22 protein-coding genes are annotated in these 24,198 nt (G+C 71.4%); 15 read left to right on the top strand and 7 right to left on the bottom strand.

The window, feature by feature from the left end; all coding sequences use genetic code 11:
- The first annotated feature begins 149 nt into the window (after positions 1 to 149).
- Positions 150 to 1,280 carry a recombinase RecA gene (gene recA, locus BLT97_RS18225; protein ID WP_093611432.1) on the top strand — a complete coding sequence of 377 codons (1,131 nt, stop codon included), beginning with the start codon at positions 150 to 152 and terminating at the stop codon, positions 1,278 to 1,280.
- 3 nt (positions 1,281 to 1,283) lie between these two features.
- Positions 1,284 to 2,096 carry a recombination regulator RecX gene (gene recX / locus BLT97_RS18220; protein WP_245769392.1) on the top strand — a complete coding sequence of 271 codons (813 nt, stop codon included), beginning with the start codon at positions 1,284 to 1,286 and terminating at the stop codon, positions 2,094 to 2,096.
- 69 nt (positions 2,097 to 2,165) lie between these two features.
- On the opposite strand, the gene BLT97_RS18215 is transcribed toward recX, so the two are convergent.
- From BLT97_RS18215 to BLT97_RS18205, 3 genes are all read right to left on the bottom strand, one after another.
- The gene (locus BLT97_RS18215) at positions 2,166 to 2,636 is read right to left on the bottom strand and encodes a rhodanese-like domain-containing protein (protein WP_176953810.1); all 471 of its coding nucleotides are present in this window, start codon (positions 2,634 to 2,636) and stop codon (positions 2,166 to 2,168) included.
- The gene (locus tag BLT97_RS18210) at positions 2,633 to 3,220 is read right to left on the bottom strand and encodes a cupin domain-containing protein (protein WP_093611430.1); all 588 of its coding nucleotides are present in this window, start codon (positions 3,218 to 3,220) and stop codon (positions 2,633 to 2,635) included. The genes BLT97_RS18215 and BLT97_RS18210 overlap by 4 nt, the downstream gene beginning before the upstream one ends.
- 191 nt (positions 3,221 to 3,411) lie before the next feature.
- A complete protein-coding gene (locus tag BLT97_RS18205) occupies positions 3,412 to 5,097 on the bottom strand; it encodes an FAD-dependent monooxygenase (protein ID WP_093611428.1) in 1,686 nt (561 codons plus the stop codon).
- Positions 5,098 to 5,330: 233 nt separating this feature from the next.
- Between BLT97_RS18205 and BLT97_RS18200 the strand changes: the two genes are divergently transcribed.
- On the top strand, positions 5,331 to 6,323 hold the full coding sequence (locus BLT97_RS18200; protein WP_093611426.1) for a TAXI family TRAP transporter solute-binding subunit: 993 nt from the start codon (positions 5,331 to 5,333) through the stop codon (positions 6,321 to 6,323).
- 79 nt (positions 6,324 to 6,402) lie between these two features.
- Here BLT97_RS18200 and BLT97_RS18195 read toward each other — a convergent pair whose 3' ends face one another.
- Both BLT97_RS18195 and BLT97_RS18190 read right to left on the bottom strand, forming a co-directional pair.
- Positions 6,403 to 7,803 (bottom strand): sensor histidine kinase, encoded by a 1,401-nt coding sequence (locus tag BLT97_RS18195; protein ID WP_093611424.1) that lies wholly within the window; start codon positions 7,801 to 7,803, stop codon positions 6,403 to 6,405.
- Positions 7,804 to 7,812: 9 nt separating this feature from the next.
- Positions 7,813 to 8,502 carry a response regulator transcription factor gene (locus BLT97_RS18190; RefSeq protein WP_093611422.1) on the bottom strand — a complete coding sequence of 230 codons (690 nt, stop codon included), beginning with the start codon at positions 8,500 to 8,502 and terminating at the stop codon, positions 7,813 to 7,815.
- Positions 8,503 to 8,754: 252 nt separating this feature from the next.
- Between BLT97_RS18190 and BLT97_RS18185 the strand changes: the two genes are divergently transcribed.
- From BLT97_RS18185 to BLT97_RS18160, 6 genes are all read left to right on the top strand, one after another.
- Positions 8,755 to 9,531, top strand: a complete 777-nt coding sequence (locus tag BLT97_RS18185; protein ID WP_093611420.1) for an amino acid ABC transporter ATP-binding protein — start codon at positions 8,755 to 8,757, stop codon at positions 9,529 to 9,531.
- 52 nt (positions 9,532 to 9,583) lie between these two features.
- On the top strand, positions 9,584 to 10,423 hold the full coding sequence (locus BLT97_RS18180) for a glutamate ABC transporter substrate-binding protein (RefSeq protein ID WP_093611544.1): 840 nt from the start codon (positions 9,584 to 9,586) through the stop codon (positions 10,421 to 10,423).
- 131 nt (positions 10,424 to 10,554) lie between these two features.
- Positions 10,555 to 11,223 carry an amino acid ABC transporter permease gene (locus tag BLT97_RS18175; RefSeq protein ID WP_093611418.1) on the top strand — a complete coding sequence of 223 codons (669 nt, stop codon included), beginning with the start codon at positions 10,555 to 10,557 and terminating at the stop codon, positions 11,221 to 11,223.
- On the top strand, positions 11,220 to 12,158 hold the full coding sequence (locus BLT97_RS18170; protein WP_093611416.1) for an amino acid ABC transporter permease: 939 nt from the start codon (positions 11,220 to 11,222) through the stop codon (positions 12,156 to 12,158). The genes BLT97_RS18175 and BLT97_RS18170 overlap by 4 nt, the downstream gene beginning before the upstream one ends.
- A 223-nt stretch (positions 12,159 to 12,381) precedes the next feature.
- Entirely contained in the window at positions 12,382 to 13,878 is a 1,497-nt protein-coding gene (gene miaB, locus BLT97_RS18165) for a tRNA (N6-isopentenyl adenosine(37)-C2)-methylthiotransferase MiaB (protein WP_093611414.1), read from the top strand.
- Positions 13,879 to 14,251: 373 nt separating this feature from the next.
- Positions 14,252 to 14,956: a class III extradiol dioxygenase subunit B-like domain-containing protein gene (locus BLT97_RS18160; protein WP_093611412.1), complete on the top strand. Its 705-nt coding sequence runs from the start codon at positions 14,252 to 14,254 to the stop codon at positions 14,954 to 14,956.
- Between the two features lie 191 nt (positions 14,957 to 15,147).
- Here BLT97_RS18160 and BLT97_RS18155 read toward each other — a convergent pair whose 3' ends face one another.
- Both BLT97_RS18155 and BLT97_RS18150 read right to left on the bottom strand, forming a co-directional pair.
- The gene (locus BLT97_RS18155; protein WP_093611410.1) at positions 15,148 to 15,546 is read right to left on the bottom strand and encodes an antitoxin; all 399 of its coding nucleotides are present in this window, start codon (positions 15,544 to 15,546) and stop codon (positions 15,148 to 15,150) included.
- 36 nt (positions 15,547 to 15,582) lie between these two features.
- Positions 15,583 to 15,819 (bottom strand): hypothetical protein, encoded by a 237-nt coding sequence (locus BLT97_RS18150; RefSeq protein WP_093611408.1) that lies wholly within the window; start codon positions 15,817 to 15,819, stop codon positions 15,583 to 15,585.
- A gap of 192 nt (positions 15,820 to 16,011) precedes the next feature.
- Between BLT97_RS18150 and miaA the strand changes: the two genes are divergently transcribed.
- The 6 genes from miaA (at position 16,012) to hflX (ending at position 24,137) form a co-directional block, all read left to right on the top strand.
- Positions 16,012 to 16,962, top strand: coding sequence for a tRNA (adenosine(37)-N6)-dimethylallyltransferase MiaA (gene miaA / locus BLT97_RS18145; RefSeq protein ID WP_093611406.1), 951 nt, complete (start codon positions 16,012 to 16,014; stop codon positions 16,960 to 16,962).
- A 99-nt stretch (positions 16,963 to 17,061) separates the two neighbouring features.
- Positions 17,062 to 17,616 carry a hypothetical protein gene (locus BLT97_RS18140; protein WP_425442726.1) on the top strand — a complete coding sequence of 185 codons (555 nt, stop codon included), beginning with the start codon at positions 17,062 to 17,064 and terminating at the stop codon, positions 17,614 to 17,616.
- 68 nt (positions 17,617 to 17,684) lie between these two features.
- Complete coding sequence (gene dapF / locus BLT97_RS18135; protein ID WP_093611402.1) at positions 17,685 to 18,548, top strand: diaminopimelate epimerase; 864 nt, start codon at positions 17,685 to 17,687, stop codon at positions 18,546 to 18,548.
- A 178-nt stretch (positions 18,549 to 18,726) separates the two neighbouring features.
- Positions 18,727 to 20,841: a RelA/SpoT family protein gene (locus BLT97_RS18130; RefSeq protein ID WP_093611400.1), complete on the top strand. Its 2,115-nt coding sequence runs from the start codon at positions 18,727 to 18,729 to the stop codon at positions 20,839 to 20,841.
- 98 nt (positions 20,842 to 20,939) lie between these two features.
- Positions 20,940 to 22,388, top strand: a complete 1,449-nt coding sequence (locus tag BLT97_RS18125; RefSeq protein WP_093611398.1) for a M1 family metallopeptidase — start codon at positions 20,940 to 20,942, stop codon at positions 22,386 to 22,388.
- A gap of 237 nt (positions 22,389 to 22,625) precedes the next feature.
- Positions 22,626 to 24,137 (top strand): GTPase HflX, encoded by a 1,512-nt coding sequence (hflX, locus tag BLT97_RS18120; protein ID WP_093611396.1) that lies wholly within the window; start codon positions 22,626 to 22,628, stop codon positions 24,135 to 24,137.
- Positions 24,138 to 24,198 lie beyond the last annotated feature (61 nt).

Below are 24,198 nucleotides of genomic sequence, written 5' to 3'. Positions count from 1 at the left end.
CTGGGGTTTCCCCGGGAGGGCCCGGCGATCCGGGCGAGGTCGCCCCCGGAGTTATCCACAGGCTGGACGGGCGTCGGGGCGGATTGTCAGTGGCAGGCGATAGCGTCTTTGACGTGAAGCGATCGACTCAAGCAAATCGGGTGGAACCCATGGCAGGAACCGACCGCGAGAAGGCGCTCGACGCCGCGCTCGCACAGATTGAACGCCAATTCGGCAAGGGCGCAGTGATGCGCATGGGCGAGCGTTCGCAGGAGCCCATCGAGGTCATCCCGACCGGGTCGACCGCGCTGGACGTGGCCCTCGGCGTGGGCGGTCTCCCGCGCGGCCGCGTCGTGGAGATCTACGGGCCGGAGTCCTCCGGTAAGACCACGCTGACCCTGCACGCGGTGGCGAATGCGCAGAAGGCCGGCGGCCAGGTCGCGTTCGTGGACGCGGAGCACGCCCTCGACCCCGAGTACGCGAAGAAGCTCGGCGTCGACATCGACAACCTCATCCTGTCCCAGCCGGACAACGGTGAGCAGGCCCTCGAGATCGTCGACATGCTGGTCCGCTCCGGCGCGCTCGACCTGATCGTCATCGACTCCGTCGCCGCCCTCGTGCCGCGCGCGGAGATCGAGGGCGAGATGGGCGACAGCCACGTGGGTCTGCAGGCCCGCCTCATGTCGCAGGCGCTCCGGAAGATCACCTCGGCGCTCAACCAGTCCAAGACCACCGCCATCTTCATCAACCAGCTCCGCGAGAAGATCGGCGTCATGTTCGGCTCGCCGGAGACCACGACCGGTGGCCGTGCGCTGAAGTTCTACGCCTCGGTGCGTATCGACATCCGCCGCATCGAGACCCTGAAGGACGGCACGGACGCGGTGGGCAACCGCACCCGCTGCAAGGTCGTCAAGAACAAGGTCGCGCCGCCGTTCAAGCAGGCCGAGTTCGACATCCTCTACGGCCAGGGCATCTCCCGCGAGGGCGGCCTGATCGACATGGGCGTGGAGCACGGCTTCGTGCGCAAGGCCGGCGCCTGGTACACGTACGAGGGCGACCAGCTCGGCCAGGGCAAGGAGAATGCGCGCAACTTCCTGAAGGACAACCCCGACCTCGCCAACGAGATCGAGAAGAAGATCAAGGAGAAGCTCGGCGTCGGTGTGCGGCCGGCCCCGGAGGCCGAGCCCGGCGCGGACGCCGCCGGTCCGGCCGCGGATGCCGACAAGGACGCGGCCGCCAAGACGGTCCCCGCCCCGGCGGCCAAGGCCAAGGCGACCAAGGCCGCGGCGGCCAAGAGCTGATCCGTGGTACGTCGCACCGAGTGGCCCGAGGAGTCGGGCGACGCGTGGTCCGGGGGAGCGGGCGGCGCCGACTCCGGGCCGCCGCCTGAACCTCGGGGGCGCGGGCGCCGCGGGGGCGGACGCCGGCGCGGGTTCGGGGACGCGAGCGAGCCCCGGGAGGCCTTCGGGGACGGGGGCGGGTCTCCCGACGGGTTCGGTGACGAGGACAGCGGTTCCCCCGCTCCGTCGAGGGCCGGGGAGGGGGAGCCGCGTGCGCAGGGCCGCAGGCGGCGGGGGGCCGGCTCCGGTGCCGAGAGCCGGCCGCCGGAGCGGGAGGCCGACCCGGCCGAGCGGGCGCGCAACATCTGCCTGCGGCTGCTCACCGGCACCCCGCGCACCCGCAAGCAGCTCGCCGATGCCCTGCGCAAGAAGGAGATCCCCGACGAGGTGGCGGACGAGGTCCTTTCCCGCTTCGAAGAGGTCGGGCTGATCAATGACTCGGCGTTCGCCGACGCCTGGGTGGAGTCACGGCACCACGGCCGCGGCCTCGCCCGGCGCGCGCTGGCGCGCGAGCTGCGCACGCGCGGGGTCGACTCCGTGACGATCGACGAGGCGGTCGGGCAGCTCGACTCCGAGCAGGAGGAGGAGACGGCCCGCGAACTGGTCGCCCGCAAGCTGCGCGCGACCCGTGGTCTCGACCGCGACAAGCGCATCCGCCGCCTCGCGGGGATGCTCGCCCGCAAGGGCTATCCGGAAGGGATGGCGTTGCGGGTGGTGCGGCGGGCGCTGGAGGAAGAGGGGGAGGACGTGGACGAGTTGGGGTTCGGGGCGTTCTGACGGGCGGGGCCGGCCCCCGGTCCCGGCCCAACCCGGGGCGGTCGGCCCGTGTCCGAGCACGGGCCGGACCTAGTGCCCGATCGGTTTCGTCACCGGATCGGGGACCGTGGACGCGTCGACCACCGGGAGGCCCGCCGCACGCCATGCCTGGAAGCCGCCGATCAGATCGGCGGCCCGGTGCAGGCCCAGGTGGAGCAGGGAGTGGACGGCGAGGCTGGAGGCGTAGCCCTCGTTGCAGAAGATCACAAGGCGCTGGTCGTGGCCGGTGACGGCCTCGGCACGGTGCGAGCCCTGGGGGTCGAGGCGCCATTCGAGTTCGTTGCGCTCGATCACCAGGGCGCCGGGGACCAGGCCGTCGCGCTCGCGCAGCTCCGCGTAGCGGGTGTCCACGAGCAGCAACTCGCCCGCCCGGAAACCCTCGTAGGCCTCCTGCGGCGTGATCCGCTCCAGTCCCGCGCGCACGCGGGCCAGCCGGTCGTCGATGGAGACAGGCCCGAGGGTCTCCGGGCGGCCGGGCTCCTGCGGCAGTCCGGCGCTCACTGCCAGTCCTCCGGCTGCTCGACGTCCTCCAGGCGCAGCACCGGCCCGGTGCGGCTGTAGCGGCGGATCAGCGGGAGCGGCGGGTAGTAGGCGTGCACCGAGACGGCGTGCTGCGCGGTGGACTCGTTGAGCACCTCGTGGACGTGGTGCTGCCCGAAGGCGCGGCCCTCGCCCGCCGCCAACACCCGTTCCCTGTCGAGGTCTTCGGCCAGTTCCAGGGACTTCCAGGCGGAGGTGGGGATGCGGGCCGCGAGGGAGTTCTCCTTGAGCGTGCCCGCCGCCGTGGCGAAGGCGCCGATCGACTCGGCATGGTCGTGCCAGCCGGTGCCGGTGCCGGGCGGCCAGCCGATCAGCCAGGCCTCGCTGCCGCCGGGGCCTTCGAGCCGCAGCCAGGTGCGGCCCTCGGGGTCGAGCGGGAGCGAGGCGATCAGCTCGGCGTCGGCGGCGCTGCGCGTGACGAAGTCGAGCAGTTGGGCCGCGGTCGGTGCCGGGGCGGTCTCGGGTTCGGCGTCGGTGGCAGGGGCTGCCTGAGGAGAGGCAGGGGCCGCCTGAGCAGAGGCAGGTGTGGGTGCGGGTGCAGACACGGGTACCGTCCTGAAGGTTCGCGAGGGTGCGCGCCGACACCGCCTTCAGGCGGGGCGCGCGGGGAAGAGGCGAATCAGCAGGTTCCGGTACAGACGCAGCCTGCATAGCGGACCAGGTCCAGATGGACCCTCCGCCAGGTTGCAGACCACGTTCCGTCATGGCCGGAGTACACCATGGCTCCGGCGGAGGGTCAATCGCCGTCCGCAGCGCGGACGGCCGGGTGCGCATCGGCCGCGGACCCGCCCCGCTCGTCCGCGGTCAAAGCCTCCGCACCCTCCGCGCCCACCGCACCCTCCGCCGCGCGCCGCGCACCCGAAGGCGGGGCGGGCTTGCCGCCGCGCGCCGCGTCCGCCGCTGCGTACAACTCGGCGGGACGTACGCCACTGAGCGCCGTCACCAGATGTCCGTCCGGGCGGACGAGCAGCACGGTGTGCGCGACCGCGCCGGGATAGCCCTCCGCGACGAGCAGTTCGGCCGGCGCCGGCAGCGCCGTGACCGCGGCCGCGAGCCGCGGCATGACCCCCGCGGTCAGCCAGTGCCGCCGGTCCCACACCCCGGTGCCGGGCGCGACCAGGACGACCAGCATCCGGCCGCGCCCCAGCCGGTCCCGCAGCGCGGCCAGGGAACCGTCCGGCGCGGTCACCGGCACGTCCGCGACCGGCGCCCCCGGCTCCGTGCCCACGGACACCTGGGAGTCGGAGGGTTCCTCGGGTGCGAGCGGGGAGCGGTCGTAGGAGGGCAGCGAGCCCAGCGGTCCGCGCCCGAGGTGCCCGTCCGTGAGCAGCGCGTCGTGCCCGCGCGCCGTCCCCGGCACGTACGCCCTGAGCCCACCGCCGCCGCGCAGTATCGGCAGCGCCTGGTCCGCGGCGCGCAGCCGGGCCGCGACCGCCGTGCGCCGCTCGGCCTGGTAGCTGTCGAGCAGCAGCTCGGACTCGCCGTGGTCACGGCACAGGGCCAGCTTCCAGGCGAGGTTGTCCGCGTCCCGCAGTCCCTCGTCCACCCCCTGCGTACCGAGCGCGCCCAGCAGATGCGCCGCGTCTCCGGCGAGGAAGCAGCGGCCCGCGCGCCAGCGCCGCGCCAGGCGGTGGTGCACGGTGTGCACGCCGGTGTCGAGCAGCTCGTACGGAGGTGTCGTACCGCACCAGCCCGCCAAGGTGTCCCGTACGAGCGTCACCAGGCGTTCCGGTGTGACCAGTTCGCTGCGGGCGGGCAGCAGCCAGTCGAGGCGCCAGACCCCGTCCGGCAGCGGGCGTGCCGTGATCTCGGCCGGGGCGCCGCGCCACGGGGCCATCCGGTGCAGCAAGGCCTCGCCGGGCCAGGGCAGTTCGGCGCGCAGGGCAGCGACCGCGTGCCGTTCCACTGCCGTACGGCCCGGGAAGCGGATGTCGAGCAGCTTGCGCACGGTGGAACGCGGACCGTCGCAGCCGATCAGATAACTGCCGCGCCACCACGTGCCCTTGGGGCCGCGGGTGTGCGCGGTGACCCCGCCGGCGTCCTGCTCGATCGAGTCGAGCCGGCTGTCGGTGGCCACCCTGACCAGGCGCTCCTCCTCGACGGCGGCGCGCAGCGCGCCGGTGAGGGTGTGCTGGGCCAGGTGCACCGGGCCGGGCGCGGACTCGTCGAAGGCGACATGCCGCAGCTCCTGCTTGCGGCGCAGCGAACGCCATCCGGTCCACCGGTCGTCGCTGAGCGTGATCCCCGTCAGCCGTTCGGTGAGGGCGGCCGTGTCCGGGCGCAGGACCACGGTGCGGGCGGGGCGCTGCTCGTCCTTGCCCGGGCCCTCGTCCAGGACGACGCACGGAACTCCGTGCCGGGCCAGGGCCAGGGCCGACGTCAGGCCCACGGGCCCGGCACCGACGATGATCACCGGGTCCACGGTGCGGCGCCTCCTGCCGTGCGGGTGCTGTGCGACGTACAAGACAGGGCAGTTGGCGCAGGGTGCACGATCACAGAACGTATGCAACCGACTGCATGCCTTCCTAGTCAAGCTGCCGCCCGCGGGGGCGCGGAACGCTTCCCTTCGGCGCCCCGCTCGTGTACGCGGCCGGGCCTGCCCGGTGTGACATCGGCCCTGGTGCTCACAGCGCGTGACCTGGCAGGATCGCGCCCATGCCACGCACACTCCCGCGCATCAGCAGGCGCCGCGCCCTTCAGGGGGCGGCCGCCGGCCTCGTGGTGTTCGGGCTCCTGCTGTGGTGGCTCGTGCCCTTCGGCGAGGACAGGCCCGGCGGGCGGATCGTCTTCAGCACGGGCGGGCGCGGCGGCGTCTACGAGGACTACGGCAACCTGCTCCAGCGGGCGGCCGCCGACGACCTGCCCGACCTGGACATCGACCTGCGCACCAGCAAGGGCTCCAAGGAGAACGTCGAGCGCGTGGCGGCCGGCCGGGCCGACTTCACCATCGCGGCGGCCGACGCGGTGGAGCAGTACAAGCTGAGCGGCCGGCCGGGCGCGGACCGGCTGCGCGGCTGCGCACGGCTCTACGACGACTACGTCCATCTCGTCGTCGCGGCCGGGTCGGGGATCGACAAGGCCTCCGACCTGAAGGGCAAGCGGGTCGTGGTCGGACCCGAGGGCTCCGGCGTACGGATCATCGCGGACCGCGTCCTGGAAGCCGCGGGACTCGACCCCGACAAGGACATCGAGCCCTTCGAGGTCGCCTCGCAGGAAGGGGACGACCTGCTGGAGAAGGGCGACGTCGACGCGTTCTTCTGGTCGGGGGGCCTGACCACGCCGTTCGTCAAGGAACTGTCCGAGCGGACGGGCATCCGCCTGGTGCCGCTCGGCGACGTCGTCGGCGCCCTGCACGCGCGCGGCGGCCCCTCGGACTACTACCGGGCCTCGGTGATGCCCGCCGACGCCTACCCGGCCGCCCAGCACGGTCCGGTCGAGACGATCGCCGTGGCGAACCTGCTGGTCACGACCGACCGCACGGACGACAGCCTCACGGAGTGGCTGACCCGGGTCGTCATAGACCACCGGGACGGCATCGGCAGCTCGGTGCACGCGGCCCAAGTCGTGGACCTGCGCACGGCGTTGTACACGGATCCGCTCGCGCTGCACGACGGGGCGCGCAGGTACTACCGCTCCGTGAAGCCCTGAGCTCCGTACAGCCCTGAGCTCAGTGAAGCCCTGAGCCCGGCTCGGCACCCGTACGTCTCCCGTACGTGTCCTGTACGTCTCAGGCCTCCGGCCCGGTGCGCGGCACCGTCACCGTCACCTTCAGGCCGTGGGGTTCGTTCGGCGCGTACGAGAGGGCACCGCCGCACGACGTGAGCAGCGCCTTGGTGATCGAGAGGCCGAGGCCCGAGCCCTTGATGTTCTGGTGGCGGTTGCTGCGCCAGAAGCGGTCCCCGATCCGGTTCAGCTCCTCGTCCGTGAGGCCCGGCCCGCCGTCCGCGACCTCGACCGTCGTCGTGCTGCCGTTGGCGGCGACCGTGACCGTGACCTGTTCGCCGGCGGGCGTGAACTTCAGGGCGTTGTCGATCACCGCGTCCAGCGCGCTGGAGAGCGTCACGGGGTCCGCCCAGGCCGTCGCGGCCCGCAGCCCCTCGGTGCGTAGCGCCACGCCCTTGTCCTCGGCCAGCGGACCCCAGGCCGCGACCCGTTCCGCGACCAGGTCGCCGATGTCCGTCAGGGCGGGCTCCGCGCCCGCGTGCTCGGCCAGGGCGAGGTCGAGCAGGTCGTCGAGGACCTGGGCGAGCCGCTTGCCCTCCGTCCGTACGGAGGCGATCTCCTCGTTGCCCTCCGGGAGTTCGAGCGCGAGCAGCTCGATGCGCAGCAGGAGCGCGGACAGCGGGTTGCGGAGCTGGTGCGAGGCGTCCGCGACGAACGCGCGCTGCTGTTCGAGCACGTCCTCGACGTTGTCCGCCATCTCGTTGAACGAGCGTGCGAGGCGCCGCAGTTCGGGCGGCCCGCCGGCCACGGCGACCCGTGACTTGAGGCGGCCCGTGGCGATGTCGTGGGTGGTCGCGTCGAGTTCCCGTACGGGGCGCAGCACCCAGCCCGTCAGGCGCAGGGCCGCGCCGATCGCCAGGAACATCGCCGCCGCCTCGCCGACCGCGATGAGCAGCCAGCCGCGCAGGATCTCCGAACGCATCTTGCCGGTGGGGGAGTCGGTGAGGACCACGGCGATCACGTCACCGTCGCGCACGACCGGGGCGGCGACGTACAGGCGGCGGTCCTGCCAGGGCCAGATCTGCTCGGGGTCCTGGTTGCTGTGGCTGTAGAGCGCGTCCTCGAAGGCCTCACGGCCCTCGCCCTGACCGGGCACGTTCCAGTCGTTCGACCGGGCCATGACGTCGTGGTCGCGGTAGAACACGCCGGCCCGAATCCCGTAGACCTCGTGGTAACGCCTGAGGTCGCGCTCCAGGGTCTTCTGGCGCTCGCCCTGCACACCGGACTCCGGTGAGCGTTCCGTGACGAACTGGGCGAGTCCGGCGAAGCGGGTGGCGTCCTCGATCCGGTCCACGACCACTTTCTGCTGCTGTGCCGCCGCGAGGCTCACCGCGAGCGGGAACCCCAGGGCGAGCAGGATCGCCGCCATGAGCACGATGAGCAGCGGCAGCAGACGCGTACGCACGAACCGGTCCTACGCGGCGGGGGCGACGAGCCGGTACCCGACGCCGCGCACCGTCTCGATCAGCGAGGGCATCCGCAGCTTCGAGCGCAGCGAGGCCACATGCACCTCCAGGGTGCGGCCCGTGCCCTCCCAGCTGGTCTGCCAGACCTCGCTGATGATCTGCTCCCGGCGGAAGACCACACCGGGGCGCTGCGCGAGCAGCGCGAGCAGGTCGAACTCCTTGCGGGTCAGCTGCACCGCCTCGCCCAGGACCGTGACCGTGCGCGTCGGCAGCTCCACGTGGACGTCGCCGAGCGTGATGCGGGTCTCGATCGGACCGGTCGAGTCCTCCTGGTTGGTGCGCCGGCTCACCGCGTGGATCCGGGCGAGCAACTCCCCGGTGTCGTACGGCTTCACGACATAGTCGTCCGCGCCGAGGTTGAGGCCGTGGATGCGGCTCCTTATGTCGCCACGGGCCGTCACCATGATCACCGGGGTCGCGCTGCGCTTGCGGATCTTCCCGCAGACCTCGTAGCCGTCCTGGTCGGGGAGGCCGAGGTCGAGCAGGACCACCCCGAAGGGCGGTCTGTCCGTGGGCAGCAGGGCGCGCAGCGCCTCCTCGCCGTTGCGGGCGTGGGTCACGTCGAAGCCGTGGCGGGCGAGCACGGCGGACAGCGCCGCGGCGACGTGGTCGTCGTCCTCGACGAGCAACAGCCTCATTCGGTCCACCTCCTCTTCACCCGGTGCTTATGCACTCAGGCAGTCACGCCGATACACGGTGACGGCGTCAAGGCGGTTCCTGTTACATGCGGGTTCCGTTATCCAGCCGGTACGCGCAAGGGGCGTCCCCTTCACGCAGAGTGTCCGGTTGCGGCCGGATCGTTATGCTCAATTTCCCCTCAGATGTAATGACGCTGGTCTTACGGCGTTACTACTGTCCTCCCAACCGAGGAGGACGGAGCAAGAACCCCCATGGCCGAAGTATCGGTGACCAAGGACGCCGCACCGGCGGCGGACGAACTGGTCGTGCTGAAGAACGTCAACAAGCACTTCGGCGCGTTGCATGTGCTCCAGGACATCGACCTGACCATCGCCCGCGGTGAGGTCGTCGTCGTGATCGGGCCCTCGGGCTCGGGCAAGTCGACGCTGTGCCGGGCCATCAACCGCCTGGAGGGCATCGACTCGGGGAGCATCACGCTCGACGGCAAGCCGCTGCCCGCCGAGGGCAAGGAGCTCGCACGCCTGCGCGCCGACGTCGGCATGGTCTTCCAGTCCTTCAACCTCTTCGCCCACAAGACCGTTCTGGAGAACGTCACGCTGGGCCAGATCAAGGTCCGCAAGAAGTCGAAGGCCGAGGCCGAGGAGAAGGCCCGCGCCCTGCTCGACCGCGTCGGCGTCGGCACCCAGGCGGACAAGTACCCGGCCCAGCTCTCCGGCGGCCAGCAGCAGCGTGTGGCGATCGCCCGCGCCCTGGCCATGGAGCCGAAGGTGATGCTCTTCGACGAGCCGACCTCCGCGCTCGACCCGGAGATGATCAACGAGGTGCTCGAGGTCATGCAGCAGCTCGCGCGGGACGGCATGACCATGGTCGTCGTCACGCACGAGATGGGCTTCGCCCGCTCGGCCGCGAACCGCGTCGTGTTCATGGCGGACGGACAGATCGTCGAGCAGGCGACCCCGGACAAGTTCTTCACCGCACCCAAGAGCGACCGCGCCAAGGACTTCCTGTCGAAGATCCTGCACCACTGAGCTCTTGCATCACGGGCTGCTGCAACTCACCGAAAAGCAAAGGATGTTCATCATGAAGCTCCGTAAAGCCGGTATCGCCACCGTCTCCGTCCTCGCGCTCGCGCTGACCGCCACCGCCTGTGGCGACGACAAGAAGGAAGGCGGCTCGGGCTCCGAGGGCGGCGGGAAGTCGATCAAGATCGGCATCAAGTTCGACCAGCCGGGCATCGGCCAGAAGACGCCGGACGGGTTCGCCGGCTTCGATGTCGACGTCGCCACGTTCGTCGCCAAGGAGCTCGGTTACTCCGAGGACCAGATCGAGTTCGTCCAGACGCCGAGCGCCGACCGCGAGAACGCGCTCAAGAACGGGGATGTCGAGTTCATCGCCGCCTCGTACTCGATCAACGACGAGCGCGAGAAGCTCGTCGACTTCGCCGGTCCCTACCTGCTGGCCCACCAGGATCTGCTCGTCAAGGCCGACTCCGACATCGCCGAGGGCACCGACCTCAACGGCAAGAAGCTGTGCTCGGTGGCCGGTTCGACCTCCGCGCAGAACGTGAAGAAGGAGATCGCCCCGAAGGCGCAGCTCCAGGAGCGCGGCACGTACTCCGAGTGCCTCGAGGGTCTGGCAGGTGGCTCCATCGACGCCCTCACCACCGACGACTCGATCCTCGCGGGCTACGCCGCGCAGGACCAGTACAAGGGCAAGTTCAAGCTCGCCGGCCTCAAGCTGAGCAACGAGAACTACGGCATCGGTGTCAAGGAAGGCAACAAGGACCTCAAGGACAAGATCAACAAGGCCCTCGAGAAGATGGTCGCCGACGGTGCCTGGGAAGAGGCCGTCAAGAAGAACCTCGGCCCTGCCGGCTACAAGAACGAGCCGGCCCCGAAGATCGGCGTCATCGTCAAGTAACCCTTGACCAGCGGCCTTTGAGGACCTGACCGGGTGTTGGCCCGGATCCCGCGGCCGCGGCTCTTCGATGGCGCGCCACCTGGTTTCCGGGTGGCGCGCCAGGCCAACGACACGCGGAAGCGCGGGAGATCGTGTTCGACTTTCTTGAAGGCTACGACCTGCTCGGGGCGTTCTGGACGACGGTCCAACTGACCGTATTCTCCGGAATCATCGCCTTGGTATGGGGCACCATCCTGGCCGGTATGCGGGTCAGTCCCGTACCGCTCATGCGCGGTTTCGGAACCGCCTATGTCAACGTGGTGCGGAACATTCCACTGACCGTCATCATCGTTTTCTGCTCGCTCGGGCTCGCCGAGATCTTCGGCATCACGCTGGGCGCCCCGAACGACTTCAAGCTTCAGGGATTCCGTCTCGCGGTACTCGGCCTGAGCGCCTACACGGCCGCGTTCGTCTGTGAGGCACTGCGCTCCGGCATCAACACCGTGCCGATCGGGCAGGCGGAGGCAGCGCGTGCCATCGGTCTGAACTTCCGGCAGGTGCTCACGCTGGTGGTGCTTCCGCAGGCGTTCCGTTCCGTGGTGGGCCCGCTCGCCAACGTTCTGATCGCCCTGACGAAGAACACCACGGTCGCGGCCGCGATCGGTGTGGCCGAGGCCGGGCTCCTGATGAAGGAGATCGTCGAGACGGAGGCGCAGCTCTATGCGACCGCCGCGATCATCGCGCTCGGGTTCGTGATTCTCACCCTGCCGACGGGTCTCTTCCTCGGCTGGATAGGCAAGCGTGTGGCGGTGAAGCGATGAGCTCCGTTCTGTACGACATCCCCGGCCCGAAGGCCAAGCGCCGCAACCTCCTGTTCTCGGTCGTCTTCCTGGTCCTGCTCGGTCTGCTCGCCTGGTGGGCGATCGACCTCATGGGCGACAAGGACCAGTGGGTGTGGGCCAAGTGGAAGCCGTTCATCACGGCCGAGCCCTGGACCACCTATCTGCTGCCGGCTCTGGCCAACACGCTCAAGGCCGCCGGCCTCTCGATGGTCATCGCCCTGCCGCTCGGCGCGCTGCTCGGCATCGCGCGTCTCTCCGACCACCGCTGGGTGCGGATCCCCGTCGGAGCGGTCGTCGAGTTCTTCCGGGCCATCCCGGTCCTGATCATGATGGTCTTCGCCTCCGCGTTCTACGTGCAGTCGACGGACATCAGCTCCGACGACCGCCCGATGTACGCGGTCATCACCGGCCTGGTCCTGTACAACGCTTCGGTGCTCGCGGAGATCGTCCGGGCCGGCATCCTGTCCTTGCCGAAGGGGCAGACGGAAGCGGCCAAGGCGATCGGGCTGCGCAAGGGCCAGACCATGCGGACCATCCTGCTGCCGCAGGCGGTGACCGCGATGCTCCCGGCGATCGTCAGCCAGCTCGTGGTGATCCTGAAGGACACGGCACTCGGTGGCGCCGTGCTCAACTTCACCGAGCTCCTGAACTCCCGGGGAACCATCGCCGGGTACTACGGCAACCCGATCCAGACCTTCGCCGTCATCGCGGTGATCTACGTGCTCCTCAACTTCACCCTGACCACGTTCGCGTCCTGGCTCGAGAAGCGCCTGCGCCGCGGCAAGCGGAGCACCGGTGCGGTGCTCGGGGCGGGTGCGGTCGAGGACGTCGCCGGGGCCGGTGCGGGCACGGCCGGCATTCCCGCCGCGAAGGTCCGCGGCTCGTTCTCGGACGGCAGTGGCGGGACCGTATAGCCGACAGCACGCTCACGGAACGGAGGGCAGCGGTCACCACCGCTGCCCTCCGTTCTGTTACCACTGAGGCGCAGGCCCCCCGCCCAGCCTCGTAAACTGGATGACCGGCCGTCGTCCGCAGGTGGCGGCCGACGCAGCCCCCGGACCCCTCCGGCCCCGGTTCCGGACCTGTCCGGAGTCGGCTCAGGACCCCCGTAGACCCTCGTTTGGACTGATCTCTGGCATGTCGGCAACCCCGCGCACGTACGAAGTGAAGACCTACGGCTGTCAGATGAACGTGCACGACAGCGAGCGGCTCTCCGGGCTCCTGGAGGACGCCGGCTACGTGCGCGCGCCCGAGGGCGGTGACGGGGACGCGGACGTCGTCGTGTTCAACACGTGTGCGGTACGGGAGAACGCCGACAACCGCCTCTACGGCAACCTCGGCCGCCTCGCCCCGAAGAAGGCCTCGCGCCCCGGCATGCAGATCGCCGTCGGCGGCTGCCTCGCGCAGAAGGACCGCGACACCATCGTCCAGCGGGCCCCGTGGGTCGACGTGGTCTTCGGCACGCACAACATCGGCAAGCTGCCGGTCCTCCTGGAGCGCGCCCGCGTCCAGGAAGAGGCGCAGGTCGAGATCGCCGAGTCGCTCGAAGCCTTCCCGTCCACGCTGCCCACCCGCCGTGAGAGCGCGTACGCGGCCTGGGTGTCGATCTCCGTGGGCTGCAACAACACCTGCACGTTCTGCATCGTCCCGGCCCTGCGCGGCAAGGAGAAGGACCGCAGGACCGGCGACATCCTCGCGGAGATCGAGGCCCTGGTCGCCGAGGGCGTCTCGGAGATCACGCTGCTCGGGCAGAACGTCAACGCGTACGGGTCCGACATCGGCGACCGCGAGGCGTTCAGCAAGCTCCTGCGCGCCTGCGGGAACATCGAGGGCCTGGAGCGCGTCCGGTTCACCTCGCCGCACCCGCGCGACTTCACGGACGACGTGATCGCGGCGATGGCCGAGACGCCGAACGTGATGCCGCAGCTGCACATGCCGCTCCAGTCGGGCTCGGACCCGATCCTCAAGGCGATGCGCCGCTCGTACCGCCAGGAGCGCTTCCTCGGGATCATCGAGAAGGTGCGGGCCGCGATGCCGGACGCCGCGATCTCCACGGACATCATCGTGGGCTTCCCCGGCGAGACCGAGGAGGACTTCGAGCAGACGATGCACGTGGTGCGCGAGGCGCGGTTCACGAACGCGTTCACGTTCCAGTACTCCAAGCGACCCGGGACGCCCGCCGCCGAGATGGAGGGGCAGGTCCCGAAGGAGGTCGTCCAGGAGCGCTACATGCGGCTGGTCGCGCTCCAGGACGAGATCTCGTGGGACGAGAACAAGAAGCAGGTCGGGCGCACCCTCGACCTGATGGTGGCCGAGGGCGAGGGCCGCAAGGACGACGCCACGCACCGTCTGTCGGGCCGTGCGCCCGACAACCGGCTCGTGCACTTCACGAAGCCGGACGAGGAGGTCCGTCCCGGCGACGTGGTGACGGTCGAGATCACGTACGCGGCCCCGCACCACCTGCTGGCCGAGGGGCCGGCGCTCAAGGTGCGCCGTACGCGGGCGGGCGACGCGTGGGAGAAGCGGAACGCGGCGCCGGCGGCGAAGCCGGCGGGTGTGATGCTGGGGCTGCCGACGATCGGCGCCCCGGCGCCGTCGGCTGCTCCCGCGGGGTCGGGGTGCGGCTGCGACTGAGGGTGCCTTTGTCTGGCCCCTGCGGGTGGGCACCCCAGTGGGGCTGCGCCCCCTGTGCGTAGGCGGGGGCTTTGCCCTCCGTACCCAGGTGGGCGCTGTCCCTCCTGCACCTAGGCGGGGGCTTCGCCCCCCCCTGCACCCCCCCTTTGGGGCTTCGCCCCTTGCCCCCGATCGCGCCTGAACGGCGCTCGTCCTCAAACGCCGGACGGGCTGGAGGGTGCTCCACGCCCTGACAGGTGCCGGACGGGCTGGGGAGCGCACGCTCTGGCAGGTGCCGGACGGGCTGGAGGGTGCCCACGCTCTGGCAGGTGCCGCACGGCTTGGAGCCCCATCGGCTGAACTTAGAGCCGAGTCAGCCGGTACCCTGCCGATCATGCTCGTCGCCGCAGCCGTCTGTCCCTGTCCGCCTCTGCTCGTGCCCGCCGTGGCGGCCGGGGCGGCCCATGAGCTCGATGCGGTGCGGGCCGCCTGCGCGGACGCGCTCGGCGTGCTGGCCGCCGCGCGGCCGGACCGTCTGATCGTCGTCGGCCCGGCCGAACAGAGCGGGCGCGGGCCGCACCCGCAGGGGAGCACCGGGACCTTCGAGGGCTTCGGCGTGGACGTCGCCGTGCAGCTGGGGAGCGGCGCGGCCGGGGACGGGCGGCTGCCGGTCTCGCTGTCCGTGGCCGCCTGGCTCCTGGAGCAGGCGCGGTGGGCCGGGCCCGTCGAGGGGCTCGGCGTCGGCGAGCCGCTCGCGCCCGAGCGCTGCTTCGAGGTCGGTGCCGAACTGGCCGTCCAGGCCGAGCGCGTGTCACTGCTCGTGATGGGGGACGGCAGCGCGTGCCGGACGCTGAAGGCGCCGGGGTATCTGGACGAGCGCGCCGAGCCCTTCGACGCCGCGGTGGCCCGGGCGCTGGGCGCGGCGGACGTGCAGGCACTCAAGGATCTGGACGCGGAGCTCGCGTACGAACTGAAGGCCGCGGGCCGCGCGCCCTGGCAGGTGCTCGCGGGCGCCGCGGAGGGCGCGGGCCTGAGCGGCACACTGCTCCACGACGAGGCGCCGTACGGCGTGGGATACCTGGTCGCGGCCTGGTCCTGAACGCGCACTTGCTGCCTTACGCGCGCCACTTCCCGTACGAGCCCCGCTTCCCGCACGCACGCCATGACCCGTACGCGTGCCCATCCCGTACGCACGCACCCTCGTAACCGCCCGCACCGGCGGTCCACCGCTCCGCACGAGGACGGCCGTGAGGCATCCGCCCCACGGCCGTCCGTCCGGTCCTCGCCTCGTCAGGAGGCCGGCGGCGTCGGCGTCCCGCCGGCAGCCGGAGGCGTACCGGGACCTTGCCCGCCTGAGCCGGGACCTTGCCCACCCGAACCGGGACCCTGACCGCCCGAAGCCGGTGCCTGACCCTGAGGTCCGGAACCCTGGCCCTGGGGCCCGGGACCCTGACCCTGCGCGGGCCCCGGCCCCGTGTCCGATTCCGCGGCCAGCCGGCCCAAGGCGTCCTTCGCCTTGCCGGTGCCCGTCTGGATCTTGTCGCTGTACTTGCCCTTGGTCTTCTCGTCCACGGCCTTCGCGGCCTTGTCGAGTCCCTGCTCGATCTTGTCCCCGTGCTCCTTGGCAAGGTCGTTGACCTTGCCCTTCGCCGGGGCGAGCTTGGCCTTCAGCGTGTCAAGGAGGCCCATGGCGCACCTTCTTCTTCGGACCGCCGCGGCGGTCGGCTACTTGCGGGCGCTGTCCCCGGCCTCGTTGTCCGCCGCCTGGTCGGCCGACTGCTGCTTCGGGATCTCCACCGACTCGGCGGCGGTCTCCTCGGCCTTCGGCTCAGCCGGCTCCGGCGCGGCCTCGGCGCTCGCCTCGGCCTCGGGCTCGGCCGTCAGGGTGGCCGTGGAACCCTCGGCCGTTGACGCGGTCTCGGTCTCCTTGCCCTTGCGACGGAACCGTGCAAAAACGCCCATTTCCACTCCAAAAGTACTCGTGTGAGCGAAATTCCGCGCCGCCCGGTGCGTCTCCTTGCGACTCCCGGGTCTCCAGTCCTCGAAAACCGGCGGCCGAAACCTCGCAACAGGCAACGAAGGGGGGCCCGATGTGTCACTGCGGCTTCCCGTAGCTCGTTCGAGGACTTGTCCGGCGCCTGCGAGACTGGTCGGGTGAGTAGCGCAGCAGCCACGCCCAGTTCAGGGCCCCGTGTCATCGCCGTCGTCGGGCCCACCGCGGCCGGCAAGTCGGACCTCGGGGTCTTCCTCGCACGCGAACTCGGCGGCGAAGTCGTCAACGCGGACTCGATGCAGCTCTACCGTGGGATGGACATCGGCACCGCCAAGCTGACGCTCGAGGAGCGCGCGGGCATCCCGCACCACCTCCTGGACATCTGGGACGTGACCGAGGCGGCCAGCGTCGCCGAGTACCAGAAGCTGGCCCGCGCCGAGATCGACCGGCTGCTCGCCGAGGGCCGCTGGCCCGTCCTCGTCGGCGGGTCCGGCCTCTACGTGCGCGGCGCCGTGGACCAGCTCGAGTTCCCCGGTACGGACCCGGCGGTCCGCGCCCGCCTGGAGGAGGAGCTCGCCCTGCGCGGCTCCGGCGCCCTGCACGCCCGGCTCGCCGCCGCCGACCCCGAGGCCGGGAAGGCGATCCTGCCCAGCAACGGCCGGCGCATCGTGCGCGCCCTGGAGGTCATCGAGATCACCGGACAGCCGTTCACCGCGAACCTGCCCGGGCATGACTCGGTCTACGACACGATCCAGATCGGCGTGGACGTGGCCCGGCCCGAGCTGGACGAGCGGATCGCGCTGCGCGTGGACCGCATGTGGGAGGCGGGTCTCGTCGAGGAGGTGCGCGCCCTGGAGGCCCAAGGCCTGCGGGAAGGCCGTACGGCTTCGCGGGCGCTGGGCTACCAGCAGGTGCTCGCCGCCTTCGCGGGGGAGTGCACCGAGGAGGAGGCCCGCGCCGAGACGGTGCGCGCCACCAAGCGCTTCGCGCGCCGCCAGGACTCCTGGTTCCGCCGGGACCCGCGCGTGACCTGGCTCAGCGGTGCCGCCGCCGACCGCGGGGAACTCCCGGACCGGGCAATGGCGTTGGTCGAACGAGCGGTTACAGCCTGATCACGTGATGGCATCGGGACGCTCCGGCGGTCATCGGGGCCTCGGCGCCCGTGCCATCATCGAGCTTCGATCGACCGTGGAGTCCAGTTGGGAGGGCGCGTGGCGATGGAGGCCGGCCCTCGCGACACCGCACATGAGGAGCAGGGGCAGCTGAGCCCCGAGGGTCATGCCGGGCTGCCCGGACAGGGCGGCGACGACCTGCCCGGCCCGGGTGCGGACGAGCCCGCGGACCGCGCGGCGGAACTGCACGCCGAGGACGGCGTGGTGGTCCCCGACGGCCCCGACCCCGAGGAGGAGGCCGCCGCCCTGGCCGGCTCCGAGGTCGAGGTCGAGCTGCGCCCCCAGCGCAAGCTGCGCATCTGGCAGATCGCCCCGATCGTGGTCCTCGCCACGCTCGGTTCGCTGATGTTCGCCTTCCCCCTCGCCTTCGAGTTCGGCGACGGCGGCGCGGTGGTCGCCATGCTCGGACTGCTGATCAGCTGCTGCGCCGCGGGCTGGGGCGTGATGGCCGCCCGCCGGGTCGGGCACACGTGGCCCGGCCTGCCGGCCCGGGGTTCCGGCCACCGCCCGGACTGGCGGGTCGTCCTTGCGTACACCGCCGTGGTCGGGGTGCTCGCCGTCCTCGCCGTGTGGCGGGTCGCCCGGCTGCGCTGACGCGGCCGTGGACACAGGTGGCCACCCGTGCCCGCAAGGACAAACGGCCCACCCCGTACGATCGAGGAATGAGCATCGCCTTCCTCAAGGGCCACGGCACGCAGAACGACTTCGTGATCGTGCCCGACCCGGACAATGCCGTGCAGCTGAGCCCGAGCGCGGTCGCCGTGCTCTGCGACCGGCGGGCCGGGCTCGGCGGCGACGGCCTGCTGCACGTGGTGCGCTCGGCCGCGCACCCCGAGGCCGCGCACATGGCGGGCGAGGCCGAGTGGTTCATGGACTACCGCAACGGTGACGGGTCCGTCGCCGAGATGTGCGGCAACGGCGTCCGCGTCTTCGCCCACTACCTCCAGCGCGCGGGCCACGTGGAGGCCGGCGACCTCGCCGTCGCCACCCGCGGGGGCGTCAAGCGCGTGCACATCGACAAGTCCGGCGACATCACCGTGTCCATGGGCAAGGCGGTCCTCCCGGAGGACCGGGCCACGGTCACCGTCGGCGAGCACAGCTGGCCCACGTACAACGTGAACATGGGCAACCCGCACGCGGTCGCCTTCGTCGACGACCTGGACCAGGCCGGCGATCTGTTCACGGCCCCCGCCACCGCACCCGCCGGGGTCTACCCCGAGGGCGTGAACGTGGAGTTCGTCGTGGACCGCGGCGAGCGCCACGTCGCGATGCGCGTGCACGAGCGCGGGGTCGGCGAGACACGCTCCTGCGGTACGGGGGCCTGCGCGGTGGCCGTCGCCACGGCGCGGCGCGACGGGCTCGACCCGGCCAGGACCGGTTCCCCCGTGACGTACACGATCGACCTGCCCGGCGGCCGTCTGGCCATCACCGAGCGGGCCGACGGAGAGATCGAGATGACAGGGCCGGCGGTGATCGTGGCCGAAGGTGAGATCAGTTCCGAATGGTTCGAAACCCTTGATGCGTGAACCTTCGCTCGAATGGGTGATCCGTTTCACGCTCGGCGAGAGCCGGTGAGCAGCGCGTGATGGGGTCGGTAGCATCAAGCACCGGCTCGGACGACGCGATACCGGGATCAGCGTCCACACCAAGGATGCGTCGTCCCGCTCACGAGGGTGCCGGTCGACGCAGCCGGAGGTGGCGAGGATGAGTGCAGAGGCGACAGGCCCCACGAATCCGGGATTGCCCCGCAGGCGTGGCAGGTCCCGGCTCGATCTGCGCCGCCTCGGCCGGGCCGCCCTGCGCGGCTCCGCCTCCCGCGACCGCCTCCCCGACGCCATCGGCCACGTGGTGGAGGCGCACCGCGCCCACCACCCCGACGCCTCGCAGGAGCAGCTGGACGCGCTGCGCCGCGCGTATGTGCTCGCCGAGTCCTCGCACCGCGGACAGATGCGCAAGAGCGGCGAGCCGTACATCACGCACCCGCTCGCGGTGACCCTGATCCTCGCCCAACTCGGCGCGGAGACCACCACGTTGGTGGCCTCGCTGCTGCACGACACGGTCGAGGACACCGAGGTCACGCTCGACCAGGTGCGCACCGAGTTCGGCGACGAGGTCTGCTATCTCGTCGACGGCGTCACCAAGCTGGAGAAGGTGGACTACGGGGCCGCCGCCGAGCCCGAGACCTTCCGCAAGATGCTCGTCGCGACGGGCAACGACGTGCGGGTCATGTCCATCAAGCTTGCCGACCGCCTGCACAACATGCGCACCCTCGGCGTGATGCGCCCCGAGAAGCAGGCCCGTATCGCCAAGGTCACGCGGGACGTGCTGATCCCGCTCGCCGAACGGCTGGGCGTCCAGGCCCTCAAGACCGAGCTCGAAGACCTCGTCTTCGCGATCCTGCACCCCGAGGAGTACGCGAAGACCAAGGCGCTGATCGCCGAGAACGAGCGCGGGTCCGACCCCCTCGCGGCCATCGCCGAGGACGTACGGGGCGTGCTGCGCGAGGCCGACATCGAGGCCGAAGTCCTCATCAGGCCACGCCACTTCGTCTCCGTGCACCGCGTACGGATGAAACGCGGCGAGCTGCGCGGCGCCGACTTCGGGCGCCTCCTCGTGCTCGTGAACGAGGACGCGGACTGCTACGGGGTGCTCGGCGAGCTGCACACCTGTTTCACGCCCGTGGTCTCGGAGTTCAAGGACTTCATCGCCGTACCGAAGTTCAACCTGTACCAGTCCCTGCACACCGCCGTGGTCGGACGCGACGGCGGCCAGGTGGCCGAAGTCCTCATCCGTACGCACCAGATGCACAAGGTCGCCGAGGCCGGCGTCGTGGCGCTCGGCAACCCCTACGCCCAGGCCGCCTCGGAGGAGCCCGCCCCCGACGGCGAGCGCGCCGACCCGACCCGGCCCGGCTGGCTCTCCCGGCTGCTCGACTGGCAGCAGGCCGCACCCGACCCCGACACCTTCTGGTCCTCGCTGCGCGAAGAGCTCGCCCAGGACCGCGAGATCACCGTCTACCGCGCCGCCGGCGGCACTTTGGGGCTGCCCGCGGGCGCCAGCTGCATCGACGCCGCCTACGCGCAGCACGGCGAGGGAGCGCACCACTGCATCGGCGCGCGGGTCAACGACCGGCTGGTCGCGCTCAGTACGGTCCTGCGCGACGGCGACACCGTGCAGATCCTGCTCGCGCCCCCCGAGGCCGGCACCGGGCCCGACGCCGAGTGGCTCGACCACGCCCGCACCCCGGCGGCCCGTATCGCGATCAAGGGCTGGCTCGCCGCCCACCCCGACGGGCCCGCCGTCAGCGAGCAGACCGCGCCCCGGCCCGGACTCACCGTCGCGGGCGCCCGGCACAGCGCCGCCAACGCCGTGGTGGACCTGCCCGGCGCCGCCGTGCGCCTGGCCGGGTGCTGTACGCCCGTGCCGCCCGACGCCGTCACGGGGTTCGCCGTACGCGGCAACGTCGTGACGGTGCACCGCGTCGGCTGCCCCGCCGTGGGCCGGATGGCCGCGCTCGGACGCGGGCCCGTGGGGGTGCGCTGGGTGGAGGTGGACTCGGCGCAGTGCCGCGTGACGCTCACCGCCGAGTCCTTCGGCCGGCCGCACCTGCTCGCCGACCTCACCGAGGCCATCGCGATCGAGGGCGTGGCGATCGTCTCGGCCACCGTCGAGCCGCCCACCGAGGGCCGCGTACGCCACACGTACACCCTCCAACTCCCCGACGCGGCACGCCTGCCGGGCCTGATGCGGGCCATGCGCAAGGTCGCGGGTGTGTACGACGTGAGCCGGGCCCAGCACCGGGCCGCCGCCACCTCCTGAACCGCGGGAGCCCGCGGACTCGTACGGCACAACCTCGTTCGGGTGGGTGCGGCGCGCGCCGTCGACGCCGGGCGGCGCCGCGCTGATAGCCGTAATCCATGCTGCTCAAGCCCCGTCTCAAGGCCGCGCTCCTGGCCGCCGCCTCGCTGTCCCTGCTCGCCGCGAGCGCCCCGTCGCCCGCCGCACCGCTCGGCATCGGCGACCCGCTCTTCCCGCACCTCGGCAACCCCGGCTACGACGTCCGCTCGTACGACATCTCCTTCACCTACCGCGGCTCCAACACCGAGCCGCTCGACGCCGTCACCAAGATCGACGCGCTGGCCACCGAGCGTCTGGACCGGATCAACCTGGACTTCGCGCAGGGCGAGGTCCGCGGGGTGGAGGTCAACGGCCGGCCGGCGCGGTTCGTGAGCATGGGCGAGGACCTGGTGGTCACGCCCCGCACCGCCCTGCCGGCCGGCAGCCGGATGCGCGTCACCGTGCGGCACACCAGCGACCCGACGCCGGACGAGAAGTACGAGGGCGGCTGGGTGCGCACCGGCGACGGGCTCGTCATGGCCAACCAGGCCGACGCCGCCCACCTGGTGTTCCCGTGCAACGACCACCCGTCCGACAAGGCGCAGTTCACCTTCCGCGTGACCGCCCCGCGTGAGTACACCGCGGTGGCCAACGGACTCGCAGCGGGCCGCGAGCGCGCCGGCGCCGACACCTCCTGGACCTACCGCACCGTGCACCCCATGGCCACCGAGTTGGCCCAGGTCGCCATCGGACGCTCCACCGTCGTGCACCGCAAGGGCCCGCACGGGCTGCCCGTGCGCGATGTCGTGCCCACCGAGGACCGCGAGACGATGGAGCGCTGGCTGCGCAAGACGCCCGACCAGATCGCCTGGATGGAGCGGAAGGTCGGGCGCTACCCGTTCGAGGCGTACGGGGTGCTCGTCGCCGACGCCGAGACGGGCTTCGAGCTGGAGACGCAGACCCTGTCGCTCTTCGAGCGCTCGCTGTTCACGCGGACCGAGTTCCCCGAGTGGTACGTGGACTCGATCATGGTGCATGAGCTCGCCCACCAGTGGTTCGGCAACAGCGTCAGCCCGCGCACCTGGTCCGACCTGTGGCTGAACGAGGGGCACGCCACCTGGTACGAGGCCCTGTACGCCGAGGAGAAGGCCGGCCAGCCGCTGGCGGACCGGATGCGGGACGCCTACCGGCAGTCCGACCAGTGGCGGGCCATGGGCGGCCCGCCGGCCTCGCCGAAGCGGCCCGCACCGGGACAGAAGATCAGCATCTTCCGGCCGGTGGTGTACGACGGCAGCGCGCTCGTCCTGTACGCGCTGAGGCAGGAGATCGGCAGGGCCGCTTTCGAGCGCCTGGAGCGGCAGTGGGTGGCGCGGCACGCGGACGGCGTGGCCACGACGGCGGACTTCGTGGCGCTGGCGTCGCGGGTGGCGGACCGGGACCTGAGCGGGTTCTTCCAGGCATGGCTGTACGGCGAGAAGACGCCGAAGATGCCCGGGCACCCGCAGTGGCGGGCCGTCACGGCGGGCTGACCTGCGGCGGGGTTGCACGGTGCGGGGCGGGGGAGAATCCGGATGCCGGGGCGGGGGAGCAGCATGGCGCCGGGGTGGGAAAAGCCGGATGACGAGACGTCCCGTGCCGTGCGACCATCGATGCCGTCGACGCCGCACGGCGGACCCGGGAATCCTGGGGCGCCGGGAAGCGTTGACTCCAGCACGGGGACCCGCACAGGACGGGCTTCCGTATCCATTTCGACGTAGAGGATCCAATTGACCTTCTCTTCCCCTTCCCAGGACGCGCAGGACCCGCAGCACGACCACGGCAAGCCCCTCGCGCCGAGCCTCCCCGAAGGACTTCGGGCCGAAGCCCTGATGGAAGAGGACGTCGCCTGGAGCCAGGAGATCGACTCGGAGCGCGACGGTGAGCAGTACGACCGTTCCGAGCGAGCCGCCCTGCGTCGTGTGGCGGGCCTGTCCACCGAGCTCGAGGACGTCACCGAGGTCGAGTACCGCCAGCTCCGCCTGGAGCGCGTGGTCCTCGTCGGCGTGTGGACGTCCGGCACGCTCCAGGACGCGGAGAACTCCCTCGCGGAGCTCGCCGCCCTCGCCGAGACGGCGGGTGCCCTGGTGCTCGACGGTGTCTTCCAGCGGCGCGACAAGCCCGACCCGGCGACCTACATCGGTTCCGGCAAGGCCATGGAGCTGCGCGACATCGTCCTCGAAACCGGAGCCGACACCGTCGTGTGCGACGGTGAGCTCAGCCCCGGCCAGCTCATCCACCTCGAAGACGTCGTCAAGGTCAAGGTGGTCGACCGGACCGCCCTGATCCTCGACATCTTCGCCCAGCACGCCAAGTCCCGAGAGGGCAAGGCGCAGGTCGCGCTCGCGCAGATGCAGTACATGCTGCCGCGGCTGCGCGGCTGGGGTCAGTCGCTGTCCCGTCAGATGGGTGGCGGCGGCGGTGGCGGCATGGCCACGCGTGGTCCCGGTGAGACCAAGATCGAGACGGATCGTCGGCGGATCCGCGAGAAGATGGCGAAGATGCGCCGTGAGATCGCGGAGATGAAGACGGGCCGCGACATCAAGCGCCAGGAGCGCAAGCGCAACAAGGTGCCTTCGGTGGCCATCGCCGGCTACACCAACGCGGGCAAGTCCTCGCTGCTCAACCGTCTGACGGGCGCGGGTGTGCTGGTGGAGAACGCGCTGTTCGCCACCCTCGACCCGACCGTCCGCAAGGCGGAGACGCCGAGCGGCCGGGTGTACACGCTCGCGGACACGGTCGGTTTCGTCCGGCACCTGCCGCACCACCTCGTCGAGGCGTTCCGCTCCACGATGGAGGAGGTCGGCGAGTCCGACCTGATCCTGCACGTGGTGGACGGTTCGCACCCGGCGCCGGAGGAGCAGCTCGCGGCCGTACGCGAAGTGATCCGCGATGTCGGCGCCACCGACGTACCGGAGATCGTCGTCGTCAACAAGGCGGACGCGGCGGACCCGCTGGTGCTCCAGCGCCTGCTGCGCACCGAGCGGCACGCGCTCGCGGTCTCGGCCCGTACGGGCGAGGGCATCGACAAGCTGCTCGCGCTCATCGACGCCGAACTGCCGCGCCCGTCGGTCGAGATCGAGGCCCTGGTGCCTTACACGCAGGGCGCCCTCGTGGCCCGCGCCCACTCCGAGGGCGAGGTCCTCTCCGAGGAACACACGGGCGAGGGCACGCTGCTCAGGGCACTGGTGCACGAGGAGCTGGCGGCGGAACTGTCGACATTCGTCCCGGCCAAGGGCTGAACGCCCGCTTCAATACGCCGATGGCCCGCCTCCCTCGGGGGAGGCGGGCCATCGCCGTATG

The sequence above is a fragment of the Streptomyces indicus genome, assembly GCF_900100315.1.
Lineage (GTDB): Bacteria > Actinomycetota > Actinomycetes > Streptomycetales > Streptomycetaceae > Streptomyces > Streptomyces indicus.
This window is presented reverse-complemented; position numbering and strand designations above follow the sequence as displayed.

Excerpts from the sequence above, each read along its gene's own strand:
- BLT97_RS18155 (WP_093611410.1), bottom strand. The coding sequence starts at position 15,546 with ATGGGCCTCCTTGACACGCTGAAGGCCAAGCTCGCCCCGGCGAAGGGC.
- BLT97_RS18125 (WP_093611398.1), top strand. The coding sequence starts at position 20,940 with ATGCTGCTCAAGCCCCGTCTCAAGGCCGCGCTCCTGGCCGCCGCCTCG.
- recA (WP_093611432.1), top strand. The coding sequence starts at position 150 with ATGGCAGGAACCGACCGCGAGAAGGCGCTCGACGCCGCGCTCGCACAG.
- BLT97_RS18200 (WP_093611426.1), top strand. The coding sequence starts at position 5,331 with ATGCCACGCACACTCCCGCGCATCAGCAGGCGCCGCGCCCTTCAGGGG.
- BLT97_RS18170 (WP_093611416.1), top strand. The coding sequence starts at position 11,220 with ATGAGCTCCGTTCTGTACGACATCCCCGGCCCGAAGGCCAAGCGCCGC.
- dapF (WP_093611402.1), top strand. The coding sequence starts at position 17,685 with ATGAGCATCGCCTTCCTCAAGGGCCACGGCACGCAGAACGACTTCGTG.
- BLT97_RS18180 (WP_093611544.1), top strand. The coding sequence starts at position 9,584 with ATGAAGCTCCGTAAAGCCGGTATCGCCACCGTCTCCGTCCTCGCGCTC.
- miaB (WP_093611414.1), top strand. The coding sequence starts at position 12,382 with ATGTCGGCAACCCCGCGCACGTACGAAGTGAAGACCTACGGCTGTCAG.
- BLT97_RS18190 (WP_093611422.1), bottom strand. The coding sequence starts at position 8,502 with ATGAGGCTGTTGCTCGTCGAGGACGACGACCACGTCGCCGCGGCGCTG.
- BLT97_RS18160 (WP_093611412.1), top strand. The coding sequence starts at position 14,252 with ATGCTCGTCGCCGCAGCCGTCTGTCCCTGTCCGCCTCTGCTCGTGCCC.
- BLT97_RS18150 (WP_093611408.1), bottom strand. The coding sequence starts at position 15,819 with ATGGGCGTTTTTGCACGGTTCCGTCGCAAGGGCAAGGAGACCGAGACC.
- BLT97_RS18130 (WP_093611400.1), top strand. The coding sequence starts at position 18,727 with ATGAGTGCAGAGGCGACAGGCCCCACGAATCCGGGATTGCCCCGCAGG.
- BLT97_RS18185 (WP_093611420.1), top strand. The coding sequence starts at position 8,755 with ATGGCCGAAGTATCGGTGACCAAGGACGCCGCACCGGCGGCGGACGAA.